14 protein-coding genes are annotated in these 18,081 nt (G+C 72.5%); 6 read left to right on the top strand and 8 right to left on the bottom strand.

Going from position 1 to position 18,081, the window contains the following annotated elements; genetic code table 11:
* Positions 1-931: 931 nt before the first annotated feature.
* The gene (locus KN815_RS29115; protein WP_216344871.1) at positions 932-2,329 is read right to left on the bottom strand and encodes an NsdA family TPR-like regulatory protein; all 1,398 of its coding nucleotides are present in this window, start codon (positions 2,327-2,329) and stop codon (positions 932-934) included.
* Between the two features lie 383 nt (positions 2,330-2,712).
* On the opposite strand from KN815_RS29115, the gene KN815_RS29110 reads away from it, so the two are divergent.
* The 3 genes from KN815_RS29110 (at position 2,713) to KN815_RS29100 (ending at position 6,148) form a co-directional block, all read left to right on the top strand.
* Positions 2,713-3,378: a bifunctional DNA primase/polymerase gene (locus KN815_RS29110; RefSeq protein WP_216344870.1), complete on the top strand. Its 666-nt coding sequence runs from the start codon at positions 2,713-2,715 to the stop codon at positions 3,376-3,378.
* Positions 3,379-3,656: 278 nt separating this feature from the next.
* A complete protein-coding gene (locus KN815_RS29105; protein ID WP_253209305.1) occupies positions 3,657-4,466 on the top strand; it encodes an ABC transporter ATP-binding protein in 810 nt (269 codons plus the stop codon).
* A complete protein-coding gene (locus KN815_RS29100) occupies positions 4,463-6,148 on the top strand; it encodes a transporter (RefSeq protein WP_216344869.1) in 1,686 nt (561 codons plus the stop codon). The genes KN815_RS29105 and KN815_RS29100 overlap by 4 nt, the downstream gene beginning before the upstream one ends.
* A gap of 108 nt (positions 6,149-6,256) precedes the next feature.
* Here the strand turns inward: KN815_RS29100 and KN815_RS29095 are convergent, their stop codons facing one another.
* Complete coding sequence (locus KN815_RS29095; protein ID WP_216344868.1) at positions 6,257-6,601, bottom strand: SH3 domain-containing protein; 345 nt, start codon at positions 6,599-6,601, stop codon at positions 6,257-6,259.
* 187 nt (positions 6,602-6,788) lie between these two features.
* The gene (locus KN815_RS29090) at positions 6,789-7,976 is read right to left on the bottom strand and encodes a lactate 2-monooxygenase (RefSeq protein WP_216344867.1); all 1,188 of its coding nucleotides are present in this window, start codon (positions 7,974-7,976) and stop codon (positions 6,789-6,791) included.
* A gap of 336 nt (positions 7,977-8,312) precedes the next feature.
* Here KN815_RS29090 and KN815_RS29085 point away from each other — a divergent pair, with 336 nt between their 5' ends.
* A complete protein-coding gene (locus KN815_RS29085; protein ID WP_253209304.1) occupies positions 8,313-8,750 on the top strand; it encodes a hypothetical protein in 438 nt (145 codons plus the stop codon).
* Positions 8,751-8,960: 210 nt separating this feature from the next.
* Here KN815_RS29085 and KN815_RS29080 read toward each other — a convergent pair whose 3' ends face one another.
* Together KN815_RS29080 and KN815_RS29075 are read right to left on the bottom strand one after the other, a co-directional pair.
* Positions 8,961-9,830, bottom strand: coding sequence for an alpha/beta fold hydrolase (locus KN815_RS29080; protein WP_216344865.1), 870 nt, complete (start codon positions 9,828-9,830; stop codon positions 8,961-8,963).
* A gap of 841 nt (positions 9,831-10,671) precedes the next feature.
* Complete coding sequence (locus KN815_RS29075) at positions 10,672-11,364, bottom strand: iron-dependent transcriptional repressor DtxR (protein ID WP_020870546.1); 693 nt, start codon at positions 11,362-11,364, stop codon at positions 10,672-10,674.
* Between the two features lie 152 nt (positions 11,365-11,516).
* Here KN815_RS29075 and KN815_RS29070 point away from each other — a divergent pair, with 152 nt between their 5' ends.
* Positions 11,517-12,272 (top strand): SIS domain-containing protein, encoded by a 756-nt coding sequence (locus KN815_RS29070; protein ID WP_216344864.1) that lies wholly within the window; start codon positions 11,517-11,519, stop codon positions 12,270-12,272.
* Between the two features lie 895 nt (positions 12,273-13,167).
* Here the strand turns inward: KN815_RS29070 and KN815_RS29065 are convergent.
* Positions 13,168-14,718 (bottom strand): PAS domain-containing protein, encoded by a 1,551-nt coding sequence (locus KN815_RS29065; protein WP_216344863.1) that lies wholly within the window; start codon positions 14,716-14,718, stop codon positions 13,168-13,170.
* A gap of 542 nt (positions 14,719-15,260) precedes the next feature.
* Positions 15,261-15,956: a pyridoxamine 5'-phosphate oxidase gene (pdxH, locus tag KN815_RS29060; protein WP_216344862.1), complete on the bottom strand. Its 696-nt coding sequence runs from the start codon at positions 15,954-15,956 to the stop codon at positions 15,261-15,263.
* A 340-nt stretch (positions 15,957-16,296) separates the two neighbouring features.
* On the opposite strand from pdxH, the gene KN815_RS29055 reads away from it, so the two are divergent.
* Entirely contained in the window at positions 16,297-17,397 is a 1,101-nt protein-coding gene (locus tag KN815_RS29055; protein ID WP_216344861.1) for a citrate synthase 2, read from the top strand.
* Here the strand turns inward: KN815_RS29055 and KN815_RS29050 are convergent.
* Entirely contained in the window at positions 17,387-18,031 is a 645-nt protein-coding gene (locus KN815_RS29050; RefSeq protein WP_216344872.1) for a TetR/AcrR family transcriptional regulator, read from the bottom strand. The genes KN815_RS29055 and KN815_RS29050 overlap by 11 nt on opposite strands.
* Positions 18,032-18,081: the final 50 nt, after the last annotated feature.

Below are 18,081 nucleotides of genomic sequence, written 5' to 3'. Positions count from 1 at the left end.
GGGGGTATGAACTGGGTCGCGTCGGCGTCCTCGGCGGGCTGCGGCGGCAGCACCTGGGTCTCGTCCGCGGCGGGCTGCGGCGGCAGCACCTGGGTCTCGTCCGCGGCCTGGTACGGCGGCTGAGCCGGTCTCTGCGGGGCCGGCCAACCCTGCTGCCGGCCGTAAGGCTGTCCCTCGGGCGCCCCGTAAGGCTGCCCTTCAGACGCCCCGTAAGACCCCTCCGGCGCCCCGAAAGACCCGTCGGGAGCTCCGAAAGACCCCTCCGGTGCGCCGTACGTCTGTCCTCCAGGCGGCCCGTAGGACTGCGCCCCAGGCGACCCTCCGTAGGTCTGCGATCCCCCGTAGGTCTGGCCCTCGGGCGGTCCGTAAGGCTGCCCCTCGGGAAGCGGCGGCGCGCCGAACTCCCCCTGCGGCGGCGGTTCCGGAGCGCTCTGCGGGCCCCAAGGCTGCCCCCATGCCTGTCCCCCGGCCGGGGCCGCCTGGTGGCCGTCCGAGGGCTTGTAGTCCCCCTGGGCGGGCAGCACAACCCCCTCGCGCACAGGCTGCGCGGGCGGGACCGCGGGAAGCCGCGGCTCATTCCCCTGTCCGCTCTGTGTCACCGGGACTCCTTGTTATACGGGCTACGGAATCGTCGGCTCACGCTACCGGTTCCCCAGAGGGCGCGATGCCCATGAGCCCAGGGGGACGGCGAGAGACTGGTCACCGCGACAGGGGGCACACCGCCGCGATCAGGGGATATGTGAACCTCACCCGTACCCCCGGTAATCACGAGGCAACGCACATCCCAACACGCGCACCCAGCGCACATGCCTCATCACACCCACCAGCACCACACGCACCAGCAGCCACAACGCGACGCACACCCCATAACTCCCGCAACTCCCGCGCCCCACAACGCCCCCGCGCCCGGCGGAAATCTCGGCCGACAGCCTCAGGCGACCTGCATCTGAAGCCGCGCCCCGAACTCCCGCACCACCGGCTCCTCCCGATACGGCTCCAACCGCTGCTGGAAGTCGTCCAGATACTCCGCCCCCCGGTTGGACCGCAGCGTGCCCAGCAGATCCACCGCCTGGGCGCCGATATGGCACGCCTGCTCCACATCGCGCTGCTGCACATGCGCCGTGGCCAGCAGCAGCAGCCCGATCGCCCGCCGCCGCACCCGCCCCTCCGGAAGCCCCTCCAGGGCCTCCTCGGCGCGCCGCCGGGCCTGTTCGGCCTGGCCCAGGTCCCGGTGGCAGTGGGCCAGCTCATCGGCGAGATAGGCGTGGTCGAAGTGGCGGATCCAGATGGGGTCGTCACCCGTGACGGAGCCCGAACCGCTCCCCACCGACCGCTCCAAGGCGTCCAGCGCCCGCCCGGCCGCGGCCTGGCAGGCCCGCGCGTCCCCCATCAGGGCGTGGCCGCGCGCCTCGGCCGCCAGGAACATCGATTCGGCGCGCGGCGGCACCTGGCCGCGCGCGCCCTCCTGGGCGGCCTTCGCCAACTGGGCGATCTCCCGGGGATTCCCGAGCTGGGCGGCGAGATGGCTCATACTGGCGGCGAGCACATAGCCGCCGTAACCCCGGTCCCCGGCGGCCTGGGCGAGCCGCAGCGCCTGGATGTAGTAGCGCTGGGCGAGACCGGACTGCCCGGTGTCGACCGCCATATAGCCCGCCAGCTCCGTCAACCGCGCGACGGCCGCGAAGAGTTCCCGGCCGACCGCCTCGGTGTACGAGCCGGCCAGCAGCCCGGAGACCACGCTGTTCAGATAGTGGACGACGACGGGGCGCACATGGCCGCTGCCGTAGCGGTGGTCCAGATCGACGAGGGCGTCCGTCGTGGCCCGCACCGCCGCGACGTCCGAACGCCCCACCCGGGCGCCCGCGGTGCGCGCGACCTGGGTGTCCGCACCGGTGATCAGCCAGTCGCGGCTGGGCTCGACCAGCGCGGAGGCGGCGACCGTCGAACCACTGAGGAAGTCGCGCCGCCCCACATCGCTCCGCCACAGCTCGCAGACCTGCTCTATCGCGCCGAGGACGGTGGGCGAGAACTGGAGACCGACCCCGGAGGCAAGGTTCTTGCCGTTGGCCATGCCGATCTCGTCGATCGTGACCGTACGGCCCAGCTTGCGGCCGAGCGCCTCGGCGATGATGCCCGGCGCCCGACCCCGGGGCTGCTGGCCACGCAGCCAACGGGCCACCGACGTCTTGTCGTACCGAAGATCGAGACCGTGCTCGGCGCCGCACATATTGACCCTGCGCGCCAACCCGGCGTTGGAACAGCCGGCTTCCTGGATGAGCGCTTGCAGCCGTTCGTTCGGCTGCCGCGCCACAAGCGGCCTAGCGGCCATGGCGTTACCCCCTGTGACTGCTTGCGTTCTCGGCGTATCCGTCTCTGTTGCTGAGTGATGCCCCGCAGATATCGCAGGTATACGGCGAATGCGGAACTTGCCCGTATTGACCGCATCGACCGCATCGTTCGCGCACGGCGCCGATACGAGTCCGGGCACGCCCTCCCCCTGGCGCCGCGGCATGGCCGCCGGACACTCGCACGCCTGTCACGCATGGTGGTTACCCGCTTACACAGCCGCAACCCCATACGCGCCCCCGACTGTGCACCCATGCGCCCCGCCATGCCGTCCTCGCGCACCCCGGGCCCCCGGCGGCCCGCCCGTGCGGGGGTCCGGCCGTAACCCCTGTTGACGGCGGAAGTTGTCCTTGCGTGGAAGAGACCATGGACGTGACAGGACCATCGCGGTTCCCCGCGGGAGCCGCGCAGATCCCTCAGCAGCGCGGGGAGCGGCTGCGCGACGCGGCGGTGCGATATGCCGAGGAGCGGCATTGGGACGTGCTCTCCGGCACCTGGCTGGAGACCGTGGACGGAGCGGAGCGCTGCTCCTGCGAAAGCGCCGACTGCCCGGCCCCCGGCGCCCATCCGACCGGCCGGGACTGGGTGAACCATGCCACCGGCAGCGCGGTCGTGGTCCGCCGCATGTGGGCCAGGACGCCGCGCGCCTCCATCCTGCTGCCCACCGGCCGCACCTTCGACGCGCTCGACGTACCGGAGTCGGCGGGCTGTCTGGCGCTCGCGCGGATGGAGCGCCGCCAGGTCGAGCTGGGCCCGGTCACCTGCACGCCCGGGCGCAGGATGCTCTTCTTCGTCCTCCCGGGCGCCGCCGCCAAGGTCCCCGACCTGGTGCGGAATCTGGGCTGGCCGCCGAACGCGATCGACCTGACCGCGCGCGGCGAGGGCGACTACGTGGTCGCGCCGCCGACCCGGGTGGGCCTGCGCGGCCCGATCCAGTGGGCCCGGCGGCCCACCGCCGCCAACCGCTGGCTGCCCGACGCCCAGGAGCTGGTGAGCGCCCTCGCCTACGCCTGCGGCCGCGAGCGCCGCTGAACGCCCCGGGCCCCTGACCACCACCCCCGGGCCCCTGACCACCCCCGGACCGCCGACACCCCCGGGCCCCTGACCACCCCCGGACCGCCGACACCCCCGGGCCCCTGACGCACCGCGAGCCGGGCACCGCGCCCCTGGCACCCCGTACCGCTGCGACACACCGCACCGCTGACGCCCCCCGGAGTACTCCCCGGGTCGGCACCTATCGTGGAGCGACGGGCGGGGGCGCCACGACCAGCCCCCGCGTGAGTCGTCCCAAAGGAAGACGGGGGAAGCCGGTGCCTCAGGAGCAAACAGCAGCCAGCACACAGTCGGCCAGGGCCGCCGCCGTGCGGGTGAGCGGCCTGTGGAAGCGCTACGGAGAGCAGATCGCGGTCGCGGGAATCGATCTGGAGCTGCCCGCAGGGCAGTTCATCGGCCTCGTCGGGCCCAATGGAGCCGGTAAGACCACCACGCTTTCGATGATCACCGGCCTGCTGCGCCCCGACTCGGGGACCGTGGAGATCGGCGGGCACGACGTCTGGCGGGACCCGGTCGAGATCAAGGCGCGGATCGGGGTGCTGCCGGAGGGGCTGCGGATGTTCGAGCGGCTCTCCGGCCGGGAGCTGCTCAGCTACACCGGGCGGCTGCGCGGGCTGCCCGGTGAAGAGGTCGACAAGCGCGCCACCCAGCTCCTGGACGTCCTGGATCTCGCGGGCTCCCAGAACAAGCTGGTCATCGACTACTCCACCGGTATGCGGAAGAAGATCGGACTGGCCGCCGCGCTGCTCCACAACCCGGAAGTCCTCTTCCTCGACGAGCCCTTCGAGGGGGTCGACCCGGTCTCCGCCCAGACCATCCGCGGCGTTCTGGAGCGCTACACCAACTCCGGCGCCACCGTCGTCTTCTCCAGCCATGTCATGGAGCTGGTGGAGTCGCTGTGCGACTGGGTGGCGGTGATCGCGAAGGGGCGGATCCGGGCCCATGGCCCGCTGGCCGAGGTGCGGGGCGACGCACCCTCCCTTCAGAACGCCTTCCTGGAACTCGTCGGCGCGGGCGGGCGCGAGGCGGGCCAGAGCCTCGACTGGCTGGGCGGCGGCGCCCGATGACGCTCACCGACCCGCTCGACGCCAAGGGCCCGCTCGGTACCGCCGCGCCCGTGCCGCCCGCCGTCCCCACCGTCTCCCCCACCCGCGTCTTCATCTCCCTGAAGCTGGCGCTGCTGCGCAACGGGCTGCGCCAGTCCGGCGGCCGGCGGGCCGCGTACATCACCTCGCTGGTGCTGGCGATTCTGTTCGCCGTGTTGCAACTGCTCGGCCTGGTGCTGCTGCGCGACACGAACCACGTCGACGCGCTGGTCACGCTGCTGACGGCGGTGCTCGCCCTCGGCTGGGCGGTGATGCCGCTGTTCTTCCCGGGCGGCGACGAAACCCTCGACCCGACCCGGCTGGTGATGCTGCCGCTGCGGCCACACTCGCTGATCACCGCACTGCTGGTGTCCTCACTGGTCGGCATCGGCCCGGTGTTCGCCCTGGCCATGGCGGCCGGTTCGGCCATCGCCGTCGCGCACGGGGCGGCGGCCGCGGTGGCGGCTGTGGTGGCCGTGGTGCTGACGGTGCTGGTGTGCGTGGCGCTGGCCCGCGCCGTCGCCACGGCCAACACCCGCCTTCTCACCAGCCGTAAGGGCCGCGACCTGGCGGTGCTCAGCGGTCTGTTCGTGGCGATCGGCGCGCAGTTCGTGAACATCGGAGCCCAGCAGCTCAGCGGTGACAACGGCCTGGCCGTGCTGGAACCGGTCGCGCGGGTGCTGCGCTGGGTGCCGCCCGCGGCGGCGGTCGACGCCGTCCAGAGGGTCAGCGACGGCGCCTACGGGGTCGCGGCGGCCCAGTTCGCGCTGACCATAGCCGCGCTGGCGGTGCTGATGTGGTGGTGGCGGAGCACCCTCACCCACCTGATGACCACCCCGGACGCCTCGACGCTCGAGGCGGCGGCGCCGCGCGAGCGGCGGGGCTCCGGCGCGGCCGACACCCCGGACTCCTCGGGCCCGTTCGCCCGGCTGCTGCCCGCCGGCCGCAGCGGCACGGTGCTGCTGCGGACGCTGCGCTACGCCGTCCGGGATCCGAAGACCAAGTCGGCCTGGGTCACCTCGCTGGGCGTCGGCCTGCTGCTGCCCTTTGTCACGGCCGTCCAGGACAACGGCTCGGTCTACTGGTCCTGCTGGGCGTCGGGCATGCTCGGCATGCTGATGTACAACCAGTTCGGCCAGGACTCCTCCGCCTTCTGGATGGTCGCGCAGACGATCTCCTCGCCCCGCGACGCCTATCTGGAGCTGCGCGGCCGCACGCTGGCGCTTCTCCTGGTGGCGGTGCCGTACATGGCGGTGGCGGTGCTCGGCTCCGCCGCCGTTCTCAAGGACTGGTCGGCCGCTCCCGAGGCGCTCGGGATCGCCCTGGCGCTGCTCGGCTCGATGCTGGCGACCGGCGCCATGACCTCCGTGCTGGCCCCGTACTCGATTCCGCAGGACAGCGGCCACAAGAACGTCGCCCCGGGGCAGGCGGGGATCGCCTGGATCAGCATTCTGGTCGGGATGGCCGTGGGCTCCGTGCTGTGCGCGCCGGTGCTGGGCCTGACGATCTGGCTGCATGTCTCCGGGGCGCACGGCTGGCTGTGGGTGGTGTTCCCGCTGGGCGCGGTGTACGGCGCGGCCATAGCGGAGACCGGCCTGCGCATGGCGGCACCGCGGGTCGCGGCGCGGCTGCCGGAGATTCTGGCGGCGGTCAGCAAGGGGTGAGCCCCGGGTACGTATCGCGGCGGCGGGGCCGGGGGACTCACCCCGGCCCCGCCGCCGCGTTCTGATGTCGCACGGACCGCCCGCACCTCAACTGCCGTAACGTTCCGGCTAGTCGAGGTACTTGCTGTACACCCAGCCTCTGGTCCCTGGTCGGATTCCGGTCGTCGTCCGCTTGAGGATCTTTCCGTAGGACCAGCTCTCCTCGAAGCCCCGGGTGCGGCAGAAGTACCGGAAGGAATCACCCCGGTAAAGCGTCCCTATGGCGCGGTACCGCTTTCCCGGTCCGGTACGGAATCGAGCCCCACTGGTGGAGACCTTGAAATTGACATCCGGGGAATTGAACTGACACGCCGATGACCCCACCGCCGACGCCGATGGCGCCAGGGCCACGGAACCGCCCAGCATCAGCGTCGCCGCGAGCACGACCATCGAGGCTTTACGTTGGATCTTCACGCAACCACCCCCCGTGATCGGTTAATTCACTGCATGATCGATTAATTCACTTCGCGCCGAAGAGCGTAGCACCCGGCAATCCGGAAGCTCATGACCCGGTAAAGTCCCCACGGCCCCGCGGCGAGTCGCCGACGTACCGGTGCATCTGACAACAAGCTGAAGGCCGAAGGGAATTGTCGACCGAGCGTCAGCCGAGCGCGTCCGGGGTGAGCCGCGCCGCATCCGTATGGCCCGACAGCGCCATCGTCAGCTCGAACTCGGCCAGCAGGGAGCGGATCACATGCTCCACCCCCGGCTGCCCGTCCAGCCCCAGCCCATACGCGTACGGCCGCCCCAGCAGCACCGCGCGGGCGCCGAGGGCGAGCGCCTTGAACACATCGTCACCGGTGCGCACACCGCTGTCGAAGAGCACCGCCAGCCGGTCGCCGACCGCCGCCACCACCCCCGGCAGCGCGTCGGCCGCCCCGATGGAGCCGCCCACCTGGCGGCCGCCGTGGTTGGACACCACCACGCCGTCCATCCCCGCCTCCTCCGCGCGCCGGGCGTCGTCGGGGTGCAACACCCCCTTCAGCACGATCGGTCCGTCCCACCGCTCACGCAGAAACGCCAGATCCTCCCAGGTCTTCCCGGGGTCGCCGAACATCTGCACAAAGTGCAGCACCGCGGCGTCCCGGTCCTCGTGGACCGGTTTGGCGAGCCCGGCCCGGAACGCGGGATCGGTGAAGTAGTTGGCGGTTCCCACACCGCGCAGAAACGGCAGATACGCCTGGTCGAGATCGCGCGGCCGCCAGGCCAGCAGCGGGGTGTCGAGGGTCACCACAAGGGCCGTGAAACCACAGGCCCTGGCCCGGTCCAGAAAGCTCCTGGTGACCTCGCGGTCCTTGCCCCAGTAGAGCTGGAACCACCGCTCGCCGTCCCCCATCGCCTCCGCCACCCGCTCCATCGGCGTACTGGACGCGGAGGACAGGATGAACGGCACGCCCTGCGCCGCCGCGGCCCGCGCCGCCGCGCACTCGGCGTCCGGGTGCATGATCGACAGCACGCCGATCGGCGCGAGCGCGAGCGGCGCGGGCAGCCTGGTGCCCAGCAGCTCGACCGACAGATTCCGCCGCCGTACGTCACGGAGCATCCGCGGCACGATCCGATGCCGGTCCAGCGCCGCCCGGTTGGCCCGCTCGGTGCTGCCGTTGCCCGCGCTGCCCGCGACATAGCCCACCGGCCCGGGGCCCAGCCGGGCCTCGGCCAGTTCCTCGAGCCGGGTCAGATCGGCGGGCAGCCGGGGAACGGCGCCGGTCATCCCGTTCAGATAGATCTCATACTGAAATGCCGCCCAGTCCCTGCCCGGTTCCGGATCCGTGATGTCGCCACCGATCATGTGCTTCCCTTCATCTGTCCATTACTGGTCAATTTCCCATTGCTACAAGGGAGTAGAGGACTCGTAGGATCAACGAACCGTCGGTCGCGTTCAAGGGATCACACCGGAACGCGACGGAGACAGTTCCCTCATTGGAGTTCCACCGTGCCGCTGACCAAGACAACATGGCTGCGGGTCGGCGCGCCCGTTGCCGTGCTGGCTCTCGCCCTGACCGCGTGCGGACCATTCGGGGAAAAGGGCGATACATCCGAGAACGCACGGCACGCTTCCCACTCGGGGGCCGCCGACGGAGATCGGGGTGGGGCGCGGACGGTGGGGATGCGGTCGGAGGGTGGCTTGTTCTGGCCGGGCCAGACCGGTACGCGGGCGTTCAAGGAGGACACCGGGGTCGAGCCCACCTACCGGATCGCGGCGCAGAAGGTCGACATCGGCACGGCGGACGAGGCGAAGGCGCTGGTGGCGGACCCGGCGGACGCCAAGGGCCTGGTGCCCGCGGTCGCCCAGGTGAAGTACACCCATCTGCGCGGGGCCACCGTGCGGAAGTATCCGCGGGTCGGGGACTACGCGGAGGTGTACGCGGACGGCCGGCGGGGAGCGAAGGTCTTGGGCGATACCGGGCGGCCCAAGGGCTGCGCGGACCCGGACGAGATCAAGGACTGGAGGAACGGGCAGAGCTATCTGCTCTGCACCACCTTCCTGATTCCCGCCCGGGCCAGGGAGGTCGAGGTCATGTGGACGGAGATCGGCGGCGAGCCGTTCACCTGGGCGTTCTGAACCGGGGGGGCGCGCCGGAGTCGGACGGGGAGGACCGAGGCCAGGAGTCGCGGCGCCGTCAGACGGGGAGGGCCGAGGCCGGGAGTCGCGGCGCCGTCAGGCGGGGAGGACCGAGGCCGGGAGTCGCAGCGGCATCAGGCGGGGAGGACCGAGGCCGGGAGTCGCAGCGGCATCAGGCGGGGAGGACCGAGGCCGGGAGTCGCGGCGGCATCAGACGGGGAGGACCGAGGCCAGGAAGGGCTCCACGGCGCGGCGCCAGCCGTCCGGCTGGTCGTAGTGGACCAGATGGCCCGCGTCCACCACCTCCGCATACTGCCCGCGCGGCAGGACGCGGACCATCTCCTGCGCCTCCGCACGGCCCAGCTCGCCATCCAGCCCGCGGACGACCAGGGTGGGGCACTCGACCAGGGCCAGCTCTTCCCAATGGGCGTCCTGGATCCAGGTCTCACGGACCTTCAGCATCTGGCGGCAGGAGAAGGCCGGACGCCAGCCGTCCGAACGCTCGGCCATGACCTCGGCGAAGAAATCGCCCCGGGCCGGATTCGGCCGCTCCAGCGTCGGATCGTCCTCGCCGAACCACCTGCGCACATCGGCGAGCGTCGCGAACGGCACCGGCCAGGAGCGAAACCATTCGGCCCACTCGCGCTGCGAGGCGGCGCCGAGGGCCGAGGCGCGCATATCGCAGATGACCAGCGCCCGGACCAGATCGGGGCGGCGGGCCGCGAGCTGCCAGGCGGTGAGGGCGCCCATGGCATGGCCGATCAGGGTCACGGGGCCGAGGCCGAGCTGCTCCACGGCCGCCTCGGCGTCGTCCACATAGGTGGAGCGGTCGAAGGGGCCCTCGGCCGGCTTGTCGCTGCGGCCATGGCCGCGCTGGTCGAGGGCGACCGCCCGATGGCGGGTGGAGAGCCAGCGGGCCGTCTCCGCCCAGTGGGCCGCACGGCCCAGCAGCCCATGGAGCAACAGCACTCCCGGGCCCCGCGCTCCCTCGCTGCCGGCACCTGCCTTGGGCGGATCGGTGAACTCCCAGGCGGCGAGCCGCACGCCGCCGGTCCCGGTCACCTCGATGCGTCGCACCATGTGGTCTGGCACCTCCAGCCCTCTCTCGAACACCCTCACAGTATCGAACTCATATTCGAACACGGTGCTCTTACGTCCAACACCCCTCGTTCGAGTGACCACCGTCAGGGATTGATCGTCTGTGCCATGGGGAGACAGCTAGCGGGAGGCGGACTGCTCGGGGAAGGGAGTCCGCGGGGGACGACCCTGAGAGCTCGGGGCTCCGGGTCACCAGGGCTCCGGGTCGCACCGGTCGCGTTCGCGCGGTCCGTGCGGCCCGGGGTCCAGCGGGGGGACATGGGGAAGCGGGGCCCCGGCACCTGACGGCACCGGGGCCCTCGCTGAAGCACTCCCCCTCGGCGGCACAGCCACTCGGGCCCACCGCGGCCCCCTCCCCTGACGGCCTGCGCGTCAGCGACAGCGTCGCACGCGTCGGCCCCGCCCGCTCGGTTTCTGTCGACTCCGGTTTCGGGAAAATCCGTCGCCGCAGGTCGTGACGGCCGAATCGACTGAACGGGGTGTATCGGTCAGCGTGTCGAAGCGCGTGAGGTTGTGCGGGGGTGTATGCGGGCGGCGTTGGGCCGCCGGGCGCCCGGGACTCCGGGCGCCGAGCCCCGGGCGCCGAGCGCCGGGTCAGGTTCGGGGCGAGGCGGAGGCGGGGGCGGATCGGGGCGCGGATCAGGGCAGGAGTCGGGGATTCGGGGTCTGGAACAGGGCAGGGGGTCGGGAGCCGGGATGCGGGAAGCTCGCGCTCGCGCCCGGCCGGGGTCAGCGCGTGGCTACGAACCGGGGCCAGCGGCTGACCACGAAGACCGCAGGCGACGCATGCCCAGGAGGGCCAGGAGGGCCAGGAGGGCCAGGGTCAGCGCTTCGCCACGAAGACATGCGAGGCGATCTCCGCCTCCAGCTCCGCCGCCTCACCGCTGCTGCCGACCAGCACCCCGCCCGGCGACTCCGTGACGCTCACCACGGAGCCCGGCTGCACCCCGGCCCGCCGCAGCGTGTACATCACCTGGGCGTCGGCCTGGATGGGCTCGCCGATGCGGCGCACCACCACCGTCTTGCCCTCCGAGCCGGGCTCCAGCTCACGCAGGCTCACCATGGACTCGTCCAGGAACGGGTCGGCCTCGGCCTTCTCGCCCAGCTCCTCCAGGCCCGGAATCGGGTTGCCGTAAGGCGACTCGGTCGGATGGCGGAGCAGCTCCAGCACCCGCCGCTCCACCGCCTCGCTCATCACATGCTCCCAGCGGCACGCCTCGGCGTGGACCTGCTCCCACTCCAGCCCGATCACATCGACGAGCAGGCACTCGGCGAGGCGGTGCTTGCGCATCACCCGCGTGGCCAGCCGGCGGCCCTCCTCGGTCAGCTCCAGATGGCGGTCGCCCGCGACCGTGACCAGCCCGTCACGCTCCATTCGCGCCACCGTCTGGCTGACCGTCGGGCCGCTCTGCTCGAGCCGCTCCGCGATCCGGGCGCGCATGGGGACCACGCCCTCCTCCTCGAGCTCGAGGATGGTGCGGAGATACATCTCCGTGGTGTCGATCAGTCCGGACATGCGTGCCCCTCGAAGTGTCGTGCGGTGGCCCTCAGCCAATTCTGACGCATCCCGCCGACAACGGGGCCGAGACGGCCTCTTCCGCCGCAGGGGACCGGGCTGCTATTGACAGCGTCATGATCGGAAACCCCCACAGGGAAGGCGACGCGTTGATGAACGAGTCCAAACCGGCCGGGCAATTCTTCGACGCGGCCATCGGCCTGCTGCGGCAGGTGCGGGACGAGGAGGGCGAGCATATCGCCGCGGCGGGCACGCTGATCGCCGATACCGTCGCCGCGGGCGGCCGTCTCTTCGCGTTCGGTGCCGGGCACTCCTCCCTGCCCGCGCAGGACGTCGTCTACCGCGCGGGCGGGCTCGCGCTGATGAATCTGCTGCCGGTGCCGGGGGTGGTGGGCGTGGACGTCATCCCCGCCACCCTCGGCAGCGCGCTGGAACGCGTGGACGGGCTCGCCACGACCGTCCTCGACAGCAGTCCGCTCCGGTCCGGGGACCTGCTGATCGTGATCTCGCTGTCCGGGCGCAACGCCCTGCCCGTGGAGATGGCGATGAGCGCCCGGGAGCGCGGTGTCAGGGTGATCGGGGTGACCTCGGTCGGGTACGCGACGGGCACGACCTCGCGCAACTCCTCCGGTGGCTTCCTCAAGGACCAGTGCGATCTGGTCATCGACAACAAGATCGCGATCGGGGACGCGGAACTCACGGTGGACGGCGTCGGCGCGCCCTTCGCCCCCGCATCCACGGTCGTGACGAGCGCGATCATGCAATCCATGGTGGCCGCTGGGGTCACGGAACTGGCCGAGCGGGGGGTCGAGCCGCCCATGCTGAGGTCGGGGAACGTGGATGGTGGGCATGAGTGGAACCGCAAGGTGATGACCGAGTACGGGGACCGGATCTTCTACCGGCGGTAGGACCCTTGCCGGGGGCCTTTACCGGGGGCCCTTACCGGTGGTCAGCGCATACGCGTGGCGTTCCCCGCCGGTGGGCGCGCAGCGGGGGTGGCTTCCCCCACCCCGCCCCTTCCCGAATCCCGGGGGCGACCCCGGCCCCCGGCTGGGGCTCCGCCCCCGCACCCCGCTCCTCAAACGCCGGAGAGGCTTGAGCGAACCCCCCGGGGGCGGTGCCCCAGACCCCGGCCGGGCCACCGCCCCGGCCCCGGCACCTCAAACGCCGGAGAGGCTTGAGCGAACCCCCCGGGGGCGGTGCCCCAGACCCCGGCCGGGCCACCGCCCCGGCCCCGGCACCTCAAACGCCGGAGAGGCTTGAGCGAACCCCCCGGGGGCGGTGCCCCAGACCCCGGCCGGGCCACCGCCCCGGCCCCGGCACCTCAAACGCCGGAGAGGCTTGAGCGAACCCCCCGGGGGGCGGCGCCCGAGACCCCAGCCGGAGCACCACCCCGGACCCCGCACCCCAACCCCCACAGGCGCTTGAACCAACCCCCGGGAGGCAGCCCCAGACCCCAGCCGGGCCACCACCCCCGGACCCCACACCCCAAACCCCACAGGCGCTTGAGCCAACCCCCGGGGCGCAGCCCCAGACCCCAGCCGGAGCACCACCCCGGACCCCACACCTCACACGCCGGAGAGGCTGGATCGGCCGCAAGCGCCGGAGGGGCTGGATTGGGCGCGGGCGGCGGGTGTGCGGGGCTCCTCGGCCCGGGGCTTCACGGGTCGGGGCGTCACCGACCCGGGCCTTCAGCGGCCCAGGGCGTCACCGACCCGGGCCGTCACCGACCCGGGACGTCACCGACCCGGGACGTCACCGACCCGGGACGTCACCGACCCGGGACGTCACCGGCCCGGGCCGTCAGCGGCGGTTCAGGGCCAGGTCTACCGAGGCCGCGACGCGGGCCGCGACGTCCTCCGCGTACGCCGCGTCCGTGCGGTCGAAGGCCCGGCGGCTGGACGTGCGCAGGAAGGTGACCACGCCCAGGGTGCGGCCGCGGCTGCGCAGCACCGCGCACAGGCCGTGCACCGTGCCCTCCGGCCATTTGCGGGCCACCGCCCACTGGGCCGCCGCGGGCTCGTCCGAGCGTCTCGTGCTCGCCCGTACCGAACCGCAGCGGTCCACCGCCTGGAGCGCCGGATGGCCCTCCGGGTAGCCCAGCGGGATGCCCCCGGGGACGACGGGCGGGCAGGGGCCGGGGGCGCCGACGGGGGTGGCCGCGGCCCGGACGAGGCGGACCCGGTCCGCCGAAGCGCCCGGCGGCGGGTCCAGGACCAGGTCGATCAGGGCGTGATCCGCGAAGCCCGCCAGCGCGAAGTCCAGATGGACCGAGGCCGCCTCCATCGGGTCCTCGCATTCGGCCGCCGCCCGCGCCGCCCGGTGCAGTTGGTTGCCCCGGAAGCGCATCCGGGCGCTCTCCTGCTCCTGGCCCTTCGCCTCCGTCACATCCTGGAAGATCCAGGCCACGCCGAGCGGTGTCGGCTCCTCGCTGAGCGGTGAGGCCAGCCGGAGGAAGCCGCTGCGCCAGCAGCGGCGCCGGGCCGCCGGACCGGCCTCGCCGCGGTCGACGCCCTCGCCGCGCACCGCCTCGTCGTCGTCGAGCAGTTCGTAGCGCGCGCTGTCCGCGCCGTCGAAGCCGTCCGCCGCGTCGGCGTCCCGCAGCGTCACCCACAGCTCGGTGGGCGCCGGGGGCGCGCCCTCCGCCAGGACGTGCTGGAGCGCGGCCTCCGCCTCCTCGACGCCCTGGTCCAGGAAGTCGCCCAGCGGCCGGCCGGGCGCGGCCTTACGGGCCGTACGCAGCGCGCCCGCCGCGCTGGCGTTGACGACGGCCACCCGCAGATCCGCGTCGACCAGGACCACGTTCCACGACGCGTCCTCCAGCAGCGCCTCGCTCAGCGCGATCGACCGCTCCAGGTCGACCTGCGCATGCACCTCGCTGAAGGCGCAGTACACCCCGGCCGGGCGGCCGTCCGCGCCCGCCACCGCCGAGGACTGCGTACGGACCAGGACCCGGCCGCCGTCCTTGGTCAGCAGCGCGAACTCGTGCACCCGGCGTCCCGCGGCGCCCATGGCCTCCGTAAGGCGCGCGTCGACGTCCCGCGCGTCCCCTGGGCGGGCGGCCCAGCCGCCCAGCCCCTTGCGGCCGACCGCCTCCGCCGCCGTCCAGCCGAGGATGCGCTCGGCCTCGTGGTTCCAGTGGGTCACCGTGCCGTCGGCGTCGAACGCGCACAGGGCGGCGTCCATCCCGTCGAGCAGCGCGGCGAGCAGCTCGGAGTCGGGCCGCTCGGGCCCGTCCGGACAGTCGGGCCGGACGGACGCCGACGCGGCGGCGGCCGCCTGTCCGGGGACCCCCCGCGGAGATCGGGCGGAACGCGCCGGCCCTGCGGGTTCGGAACGTTGTGAAGCGCTCACCTGACACCCCTTGCTCGACGTGGCTGTCTGTTGTGGGGCACGTCGGACATTGAACTCGAACGTGACACGCGCCACACCGCATTCGTCGAAATCGTTGCCACACGGAAATTCGCTTGTGTGTGGCAGGAGGCGGTTCCTAGGCTTGCGGTACACGAGAAGGGAGGTGGTTCGGCAGATGTATGAAATCCGGACGCGTGAGGTGACTGCGGGCTAGCAGTCCGTCGTCGCGCTCTGCGCATCGCCGGACTGGCGCACGAAAGAGGTGCGCAGCCGGCCAATCCCATGCAGTCACCCGACCCGCGGGTCGCCGGTACGTCCGACCGGCCCCCTTCCGCCTCAGGGCGTCAGGGGTAAAGACCCGCGGGTTGTCCGCGTTTTCAGGGCCCTTCACAGGCGGCCCTTCGCGGGCGGCCCTTCAGGGGCCAGGGCTCTCGCGTACCTCAGGGGCCTCGGGGCCTCAGGGGCCTCGGGGCCTCAGGGGGGCTTGTTTCAGCGGCCTTACGGTCCGCACCGGCCCGAGCGCCCCTCCCCGAGCGCCGCCCCTACGGGTACAGCCGCTCCACCCGCCAGCCCTCCTCATCGGCCAGCCGCACATACCGCAGCCGGTCGTGCAGCCGGTTCTCCCGGCCCTGCCAGAACTCCACCGCCTCCGGCACCACCCGGAACCCGCCCCACTCCGGCGGCACCGGCACCTGCTCCCCCGGCGGATAGCGGTCCGCCAGCTCCTCGTACGAGCGGTCCAGCTCCTCCCGCGAGTCCACCACCGAGGACTGCGTGCTCGCCCACGCCCCGAGCTGCGAGCCGTGCGGCCGGGTCCGGAAGTACGCCGCCGTCTCGTCCCGCCCGGTGCGCCGCGCGGTGCCCGTGACGATCACCTGCCGGGCGATGGGGTGCCAGGGGAAGAGCAGTGCGATCTGCGGGTTCTCGCCCAGCTCGCGGCCCTTGCGGGAGCCGTAGTTGGTGTAGAAGACGAAGCCGCGCTCGTCGAAGCTCTTCATCAGGACGGTGCGGGAGCTGGGGCGGCCCGCCGCGTCGGCCGTCGAGACGATCATGGCGTTCGGTTCGAAGAGCCCGCTGCCGACCGCGTCCTCGAACCACCGGGTGAACTGCCGGAACGGATCGGTCGCGAGCTCCGCCTCGTCGAAGCCGGCCGCGCGGTAGTGCTCGCGCATGGCGGCCGGGTCGTACGTACGCGCGGAGGAAGCCGAGGGCTCCGAGTCAACGTGAGGCACGGGCATATCTTGCAACATCATCGGTCCTTCGCACGGGCTGCCCCGGAAGAGCGATCTCCCTCCCCCGACTTACCGCCCCGTAACCCTTCCGCGACGCGCACCGCGTGTGCGGCTTCTCACGCTTCCCCGTGGCGGGCACACGCACCAGACTGAGGCTGACCATGCGCCTGTGGGCGCCTGGCAGGCACCACCCCCCGTGTTCCGGAGGTCACTCCCCGTCGCGGTTGGGTGACCACTACCCGCACGGGGCACATCACCGGAGTGACCGGTACGGACCGCGAGCCGTGTCAGGCGGCCGCGTAACCGTTCCGGCACCGCCGTCGTCCGCAGCATGAGGAGCCGCCTGATGTCCGACTTCGTACCCGGACTCGAAGGAGTCGTCGCGTTCGAGACGGAGATCGCCGAACCCGACAAGGAAGGCGGCGCGCTGCGCTACCGAGGCGTGGACATCGAAGACCTCGTGGGCCATGTCTCCTTCGGGAACGTGTGGGGTCTGCTGGTCGACGGTGCCTTCAACCCTGGGCTGCCGGCCGCCGAGCCGTTCCCCATCCCGGTCCACTCCGGGGACGTCCGGGTCGACGTCCAGTCCGCGCTGGCCATGCTCGCGCCCGTCTGGGGCCTCAAACCGCTGCTGGACATCGACGCGGAGCAGGCCCGTGAGGACCTGGCGCGCGCGGCCGTGATGGCGCTGTCCTACGTCGCCCAGTCGGCCCGCGGCCAGGGGAAGCCGATGGTGCCGCAGCGGGAGATCGACAAGGCCGGGACCATCGTGGAGCGCTTCATGCGGCGCTGGCGCGGTGAGCCGGACCCCAAGCATGTCGCCGCCGTGGACGCGTACTGGACCTCGGCCGCCGAGCACGGGATGAACGCCTCCACCTTCACCGCCCGCGTCATCGCCTCCACCGGCGCCGATGTCGCCGCCGCGCTCTCCGGTGCGGTGGGCGCCATGTCGGGGCCGCTGCACGGCGGCGCGCCCTCCCGGGTGCTCGGCATGATCGAGGAGATCGAGCGCACCGGGGACGCCACCGGCTATGTCCGGCAGGCCCTCGACCGGGGCGAGCGGCTGATGGGCTTCGGCCACCGCGTCTACCGCGCCGAGGACCCGCGGGCGCGGGTGCTGCGGCGCACCGCGAAGGAGCTGGGCGCACCGCGCTTCGAGGTCGCCGAGGCGCTGGAGCGGGCCGCCCTGGACGAGTTGCACAACCGGCGGCCGGACCGGGTGCTGGCCACGAACGTGGAGTTCTGGGCGGCCATCGTGCTGGACTTCGCCGAGGTCCCGGCGCCCATGTTCACCTCGATGTTCACCTGCGCCCGCACGGCGGGCTGGAGCGCGCACATCCTGGAACAGAAGCGGACCGGCCGACTGGTGCGGCCGTCGGCCCGGTACGTCGGCCCCGGCACGCGCGGCCCGCACGAGATCGACGGGTACGGGGACATCAAGCGGTAGTCCGGCCTGATCCAAACGGCAGACCCTGGTCCTGTGGGGTGAGGATCGCCTCCAGGATCCGCGACCACTGGGCCACCACCCGCTCCCGGCGGTGGCCGTCGTCCGTCAGGAGGTTGGCCAGGCCCAGGCCGCGCCCCATGTCGAGCAGGCCCTGGACGGCCTCCCGGACGCCCGGCACCGACTCGTCGGCGCCCAGCAGCTCCACCGCCATCCGATGCGTCTCACGGCCGATCTTCGCCTCCAGGGCGGTCACCCGGGCGCCGAGCTGCTCCTCGTACGAGGCCGCCACCCACAGTTGGAGGGCGGCCCGGAAGAGCGGGCCGGTGTAGAGGGTGACCAGCGCCTCGACCACCGTGTGGACGCGGACCTCCCCGCGCGGGGCGGGGAGGGCGCGCAGCTCGGCCGAGCGCTCCTCGGCCACATGCTCGACGGCGGCCGTGAAGAGGTCCTCCCGGGTCGGGAAGTGGTGCTGGGCCGCGCCCCGCGACACCCCGGCCCGCTCGGCGACCACCGCGACCGTGGACCCTGCCCAGCCGCGCTCGGCGAGGCAGGCCACGGCGGCCTCCAGCAGCCGTCTGCGGGTCGCGCGGCTGCGGTCCTGCTTGGGGTCGCGCAATGCCGTACGGGGGGTCATCGGGACGCCCCCGCGGCCCCGGCGTCCGGTGTGGCCGCAGCGTCTCCCGC

Origin of the sequence: Streptomyces niphimycinicus, assembly GCF_018883605.1 — a bacterium.
GTDB lineage: Bacteria > Actinomycetota > Actinomycetes > Streptomycetales > Streptomycetaceae > Streptomyces > Streptomyces niphimycinicus.
The sequence above is the reverse complement of the archived record's forward strand: the minus strand, read 5'-3'. Positions and strand labels throughout refer to the sequence as shown.

What these genes read in the sequence shown, in the direction of transcription:
- KN815_RS29100 (WP_216344869.1), top strand. Translation starts at nt 4,463, where the DNA reads ATGACGCTCACCGACCCGCTCGACGCCAAGGGCCCGCTCGGTACCGCC.
- KN815_RS29070 (WP_216344864.1), top strand. Translation starts at nt 11,517, where the DNA reads ATGAACGAGTCCAAACCGGCCGGGCAATTCTTCGACGCGGCCATCGGC.
- KN815_RS29075 (WP_020870546.1), bottom strand. Translation starts at nt 11,364, where the DNA reads ATGTCCGGACTGATCGACACCACGGAGATGTATCTCCGCACCATCCTC.
- KN815_RS29080 (WP_216344865.1), bottom strand. Translation starts at nt 9,830, where the DNA reads ATGGTGCGACGCATCGAGGTGACCGGGACCGGCGGCGTGCGGCTCGCC.
- KN815_RS29115 (WP_216344871.1), bottom strand. Translation starts at nt 2,329, where the DNA reads ATGGCCGCTAGGCCGCTTGTGGCGCGGCAGCCGAACGAACGGCTGCAA.
- pdxH (WP_216344862.1), bottom strand. Translation starts at nt 15,956, where the DNA reads ATGCCCGTGCCTCACGTTGACTCGGAGCCCTCGGCTTCCTCCGCGCGT.
- KN815_RS29090 (WP_216344867.1), bottom strand. Translation starts at nt 7,976, where the DNA reads ATGATCGGTGGCGACATCACGGATCCGGAACCGGGCAGGGACTGGGCG.
- KN815_RS29055 (WP_216344861.1), top strand. Translation starts at nt 16,297, where the DNA reads ATGTCCGACTTCGTACCCGGACTCGAAGGAGTCGTCGCGTTCGAGACG.
- KN815_RS29050 (WP_216344872.1), bottom strand. Translation starts at nt 18,031, where the DNA reads ATGACCCCCCGTACGGCATTGCGCGACCCCAAGCAGGACCGCAGCCGC.
- KN815_RS29110 (WP_216344870.1), top strand. Translation starts at nt 2,713, where the DNA reads ATGGACGTGACAGGACCATCGCGGTTCCCCGCGGGAGCCGCGCAGATC.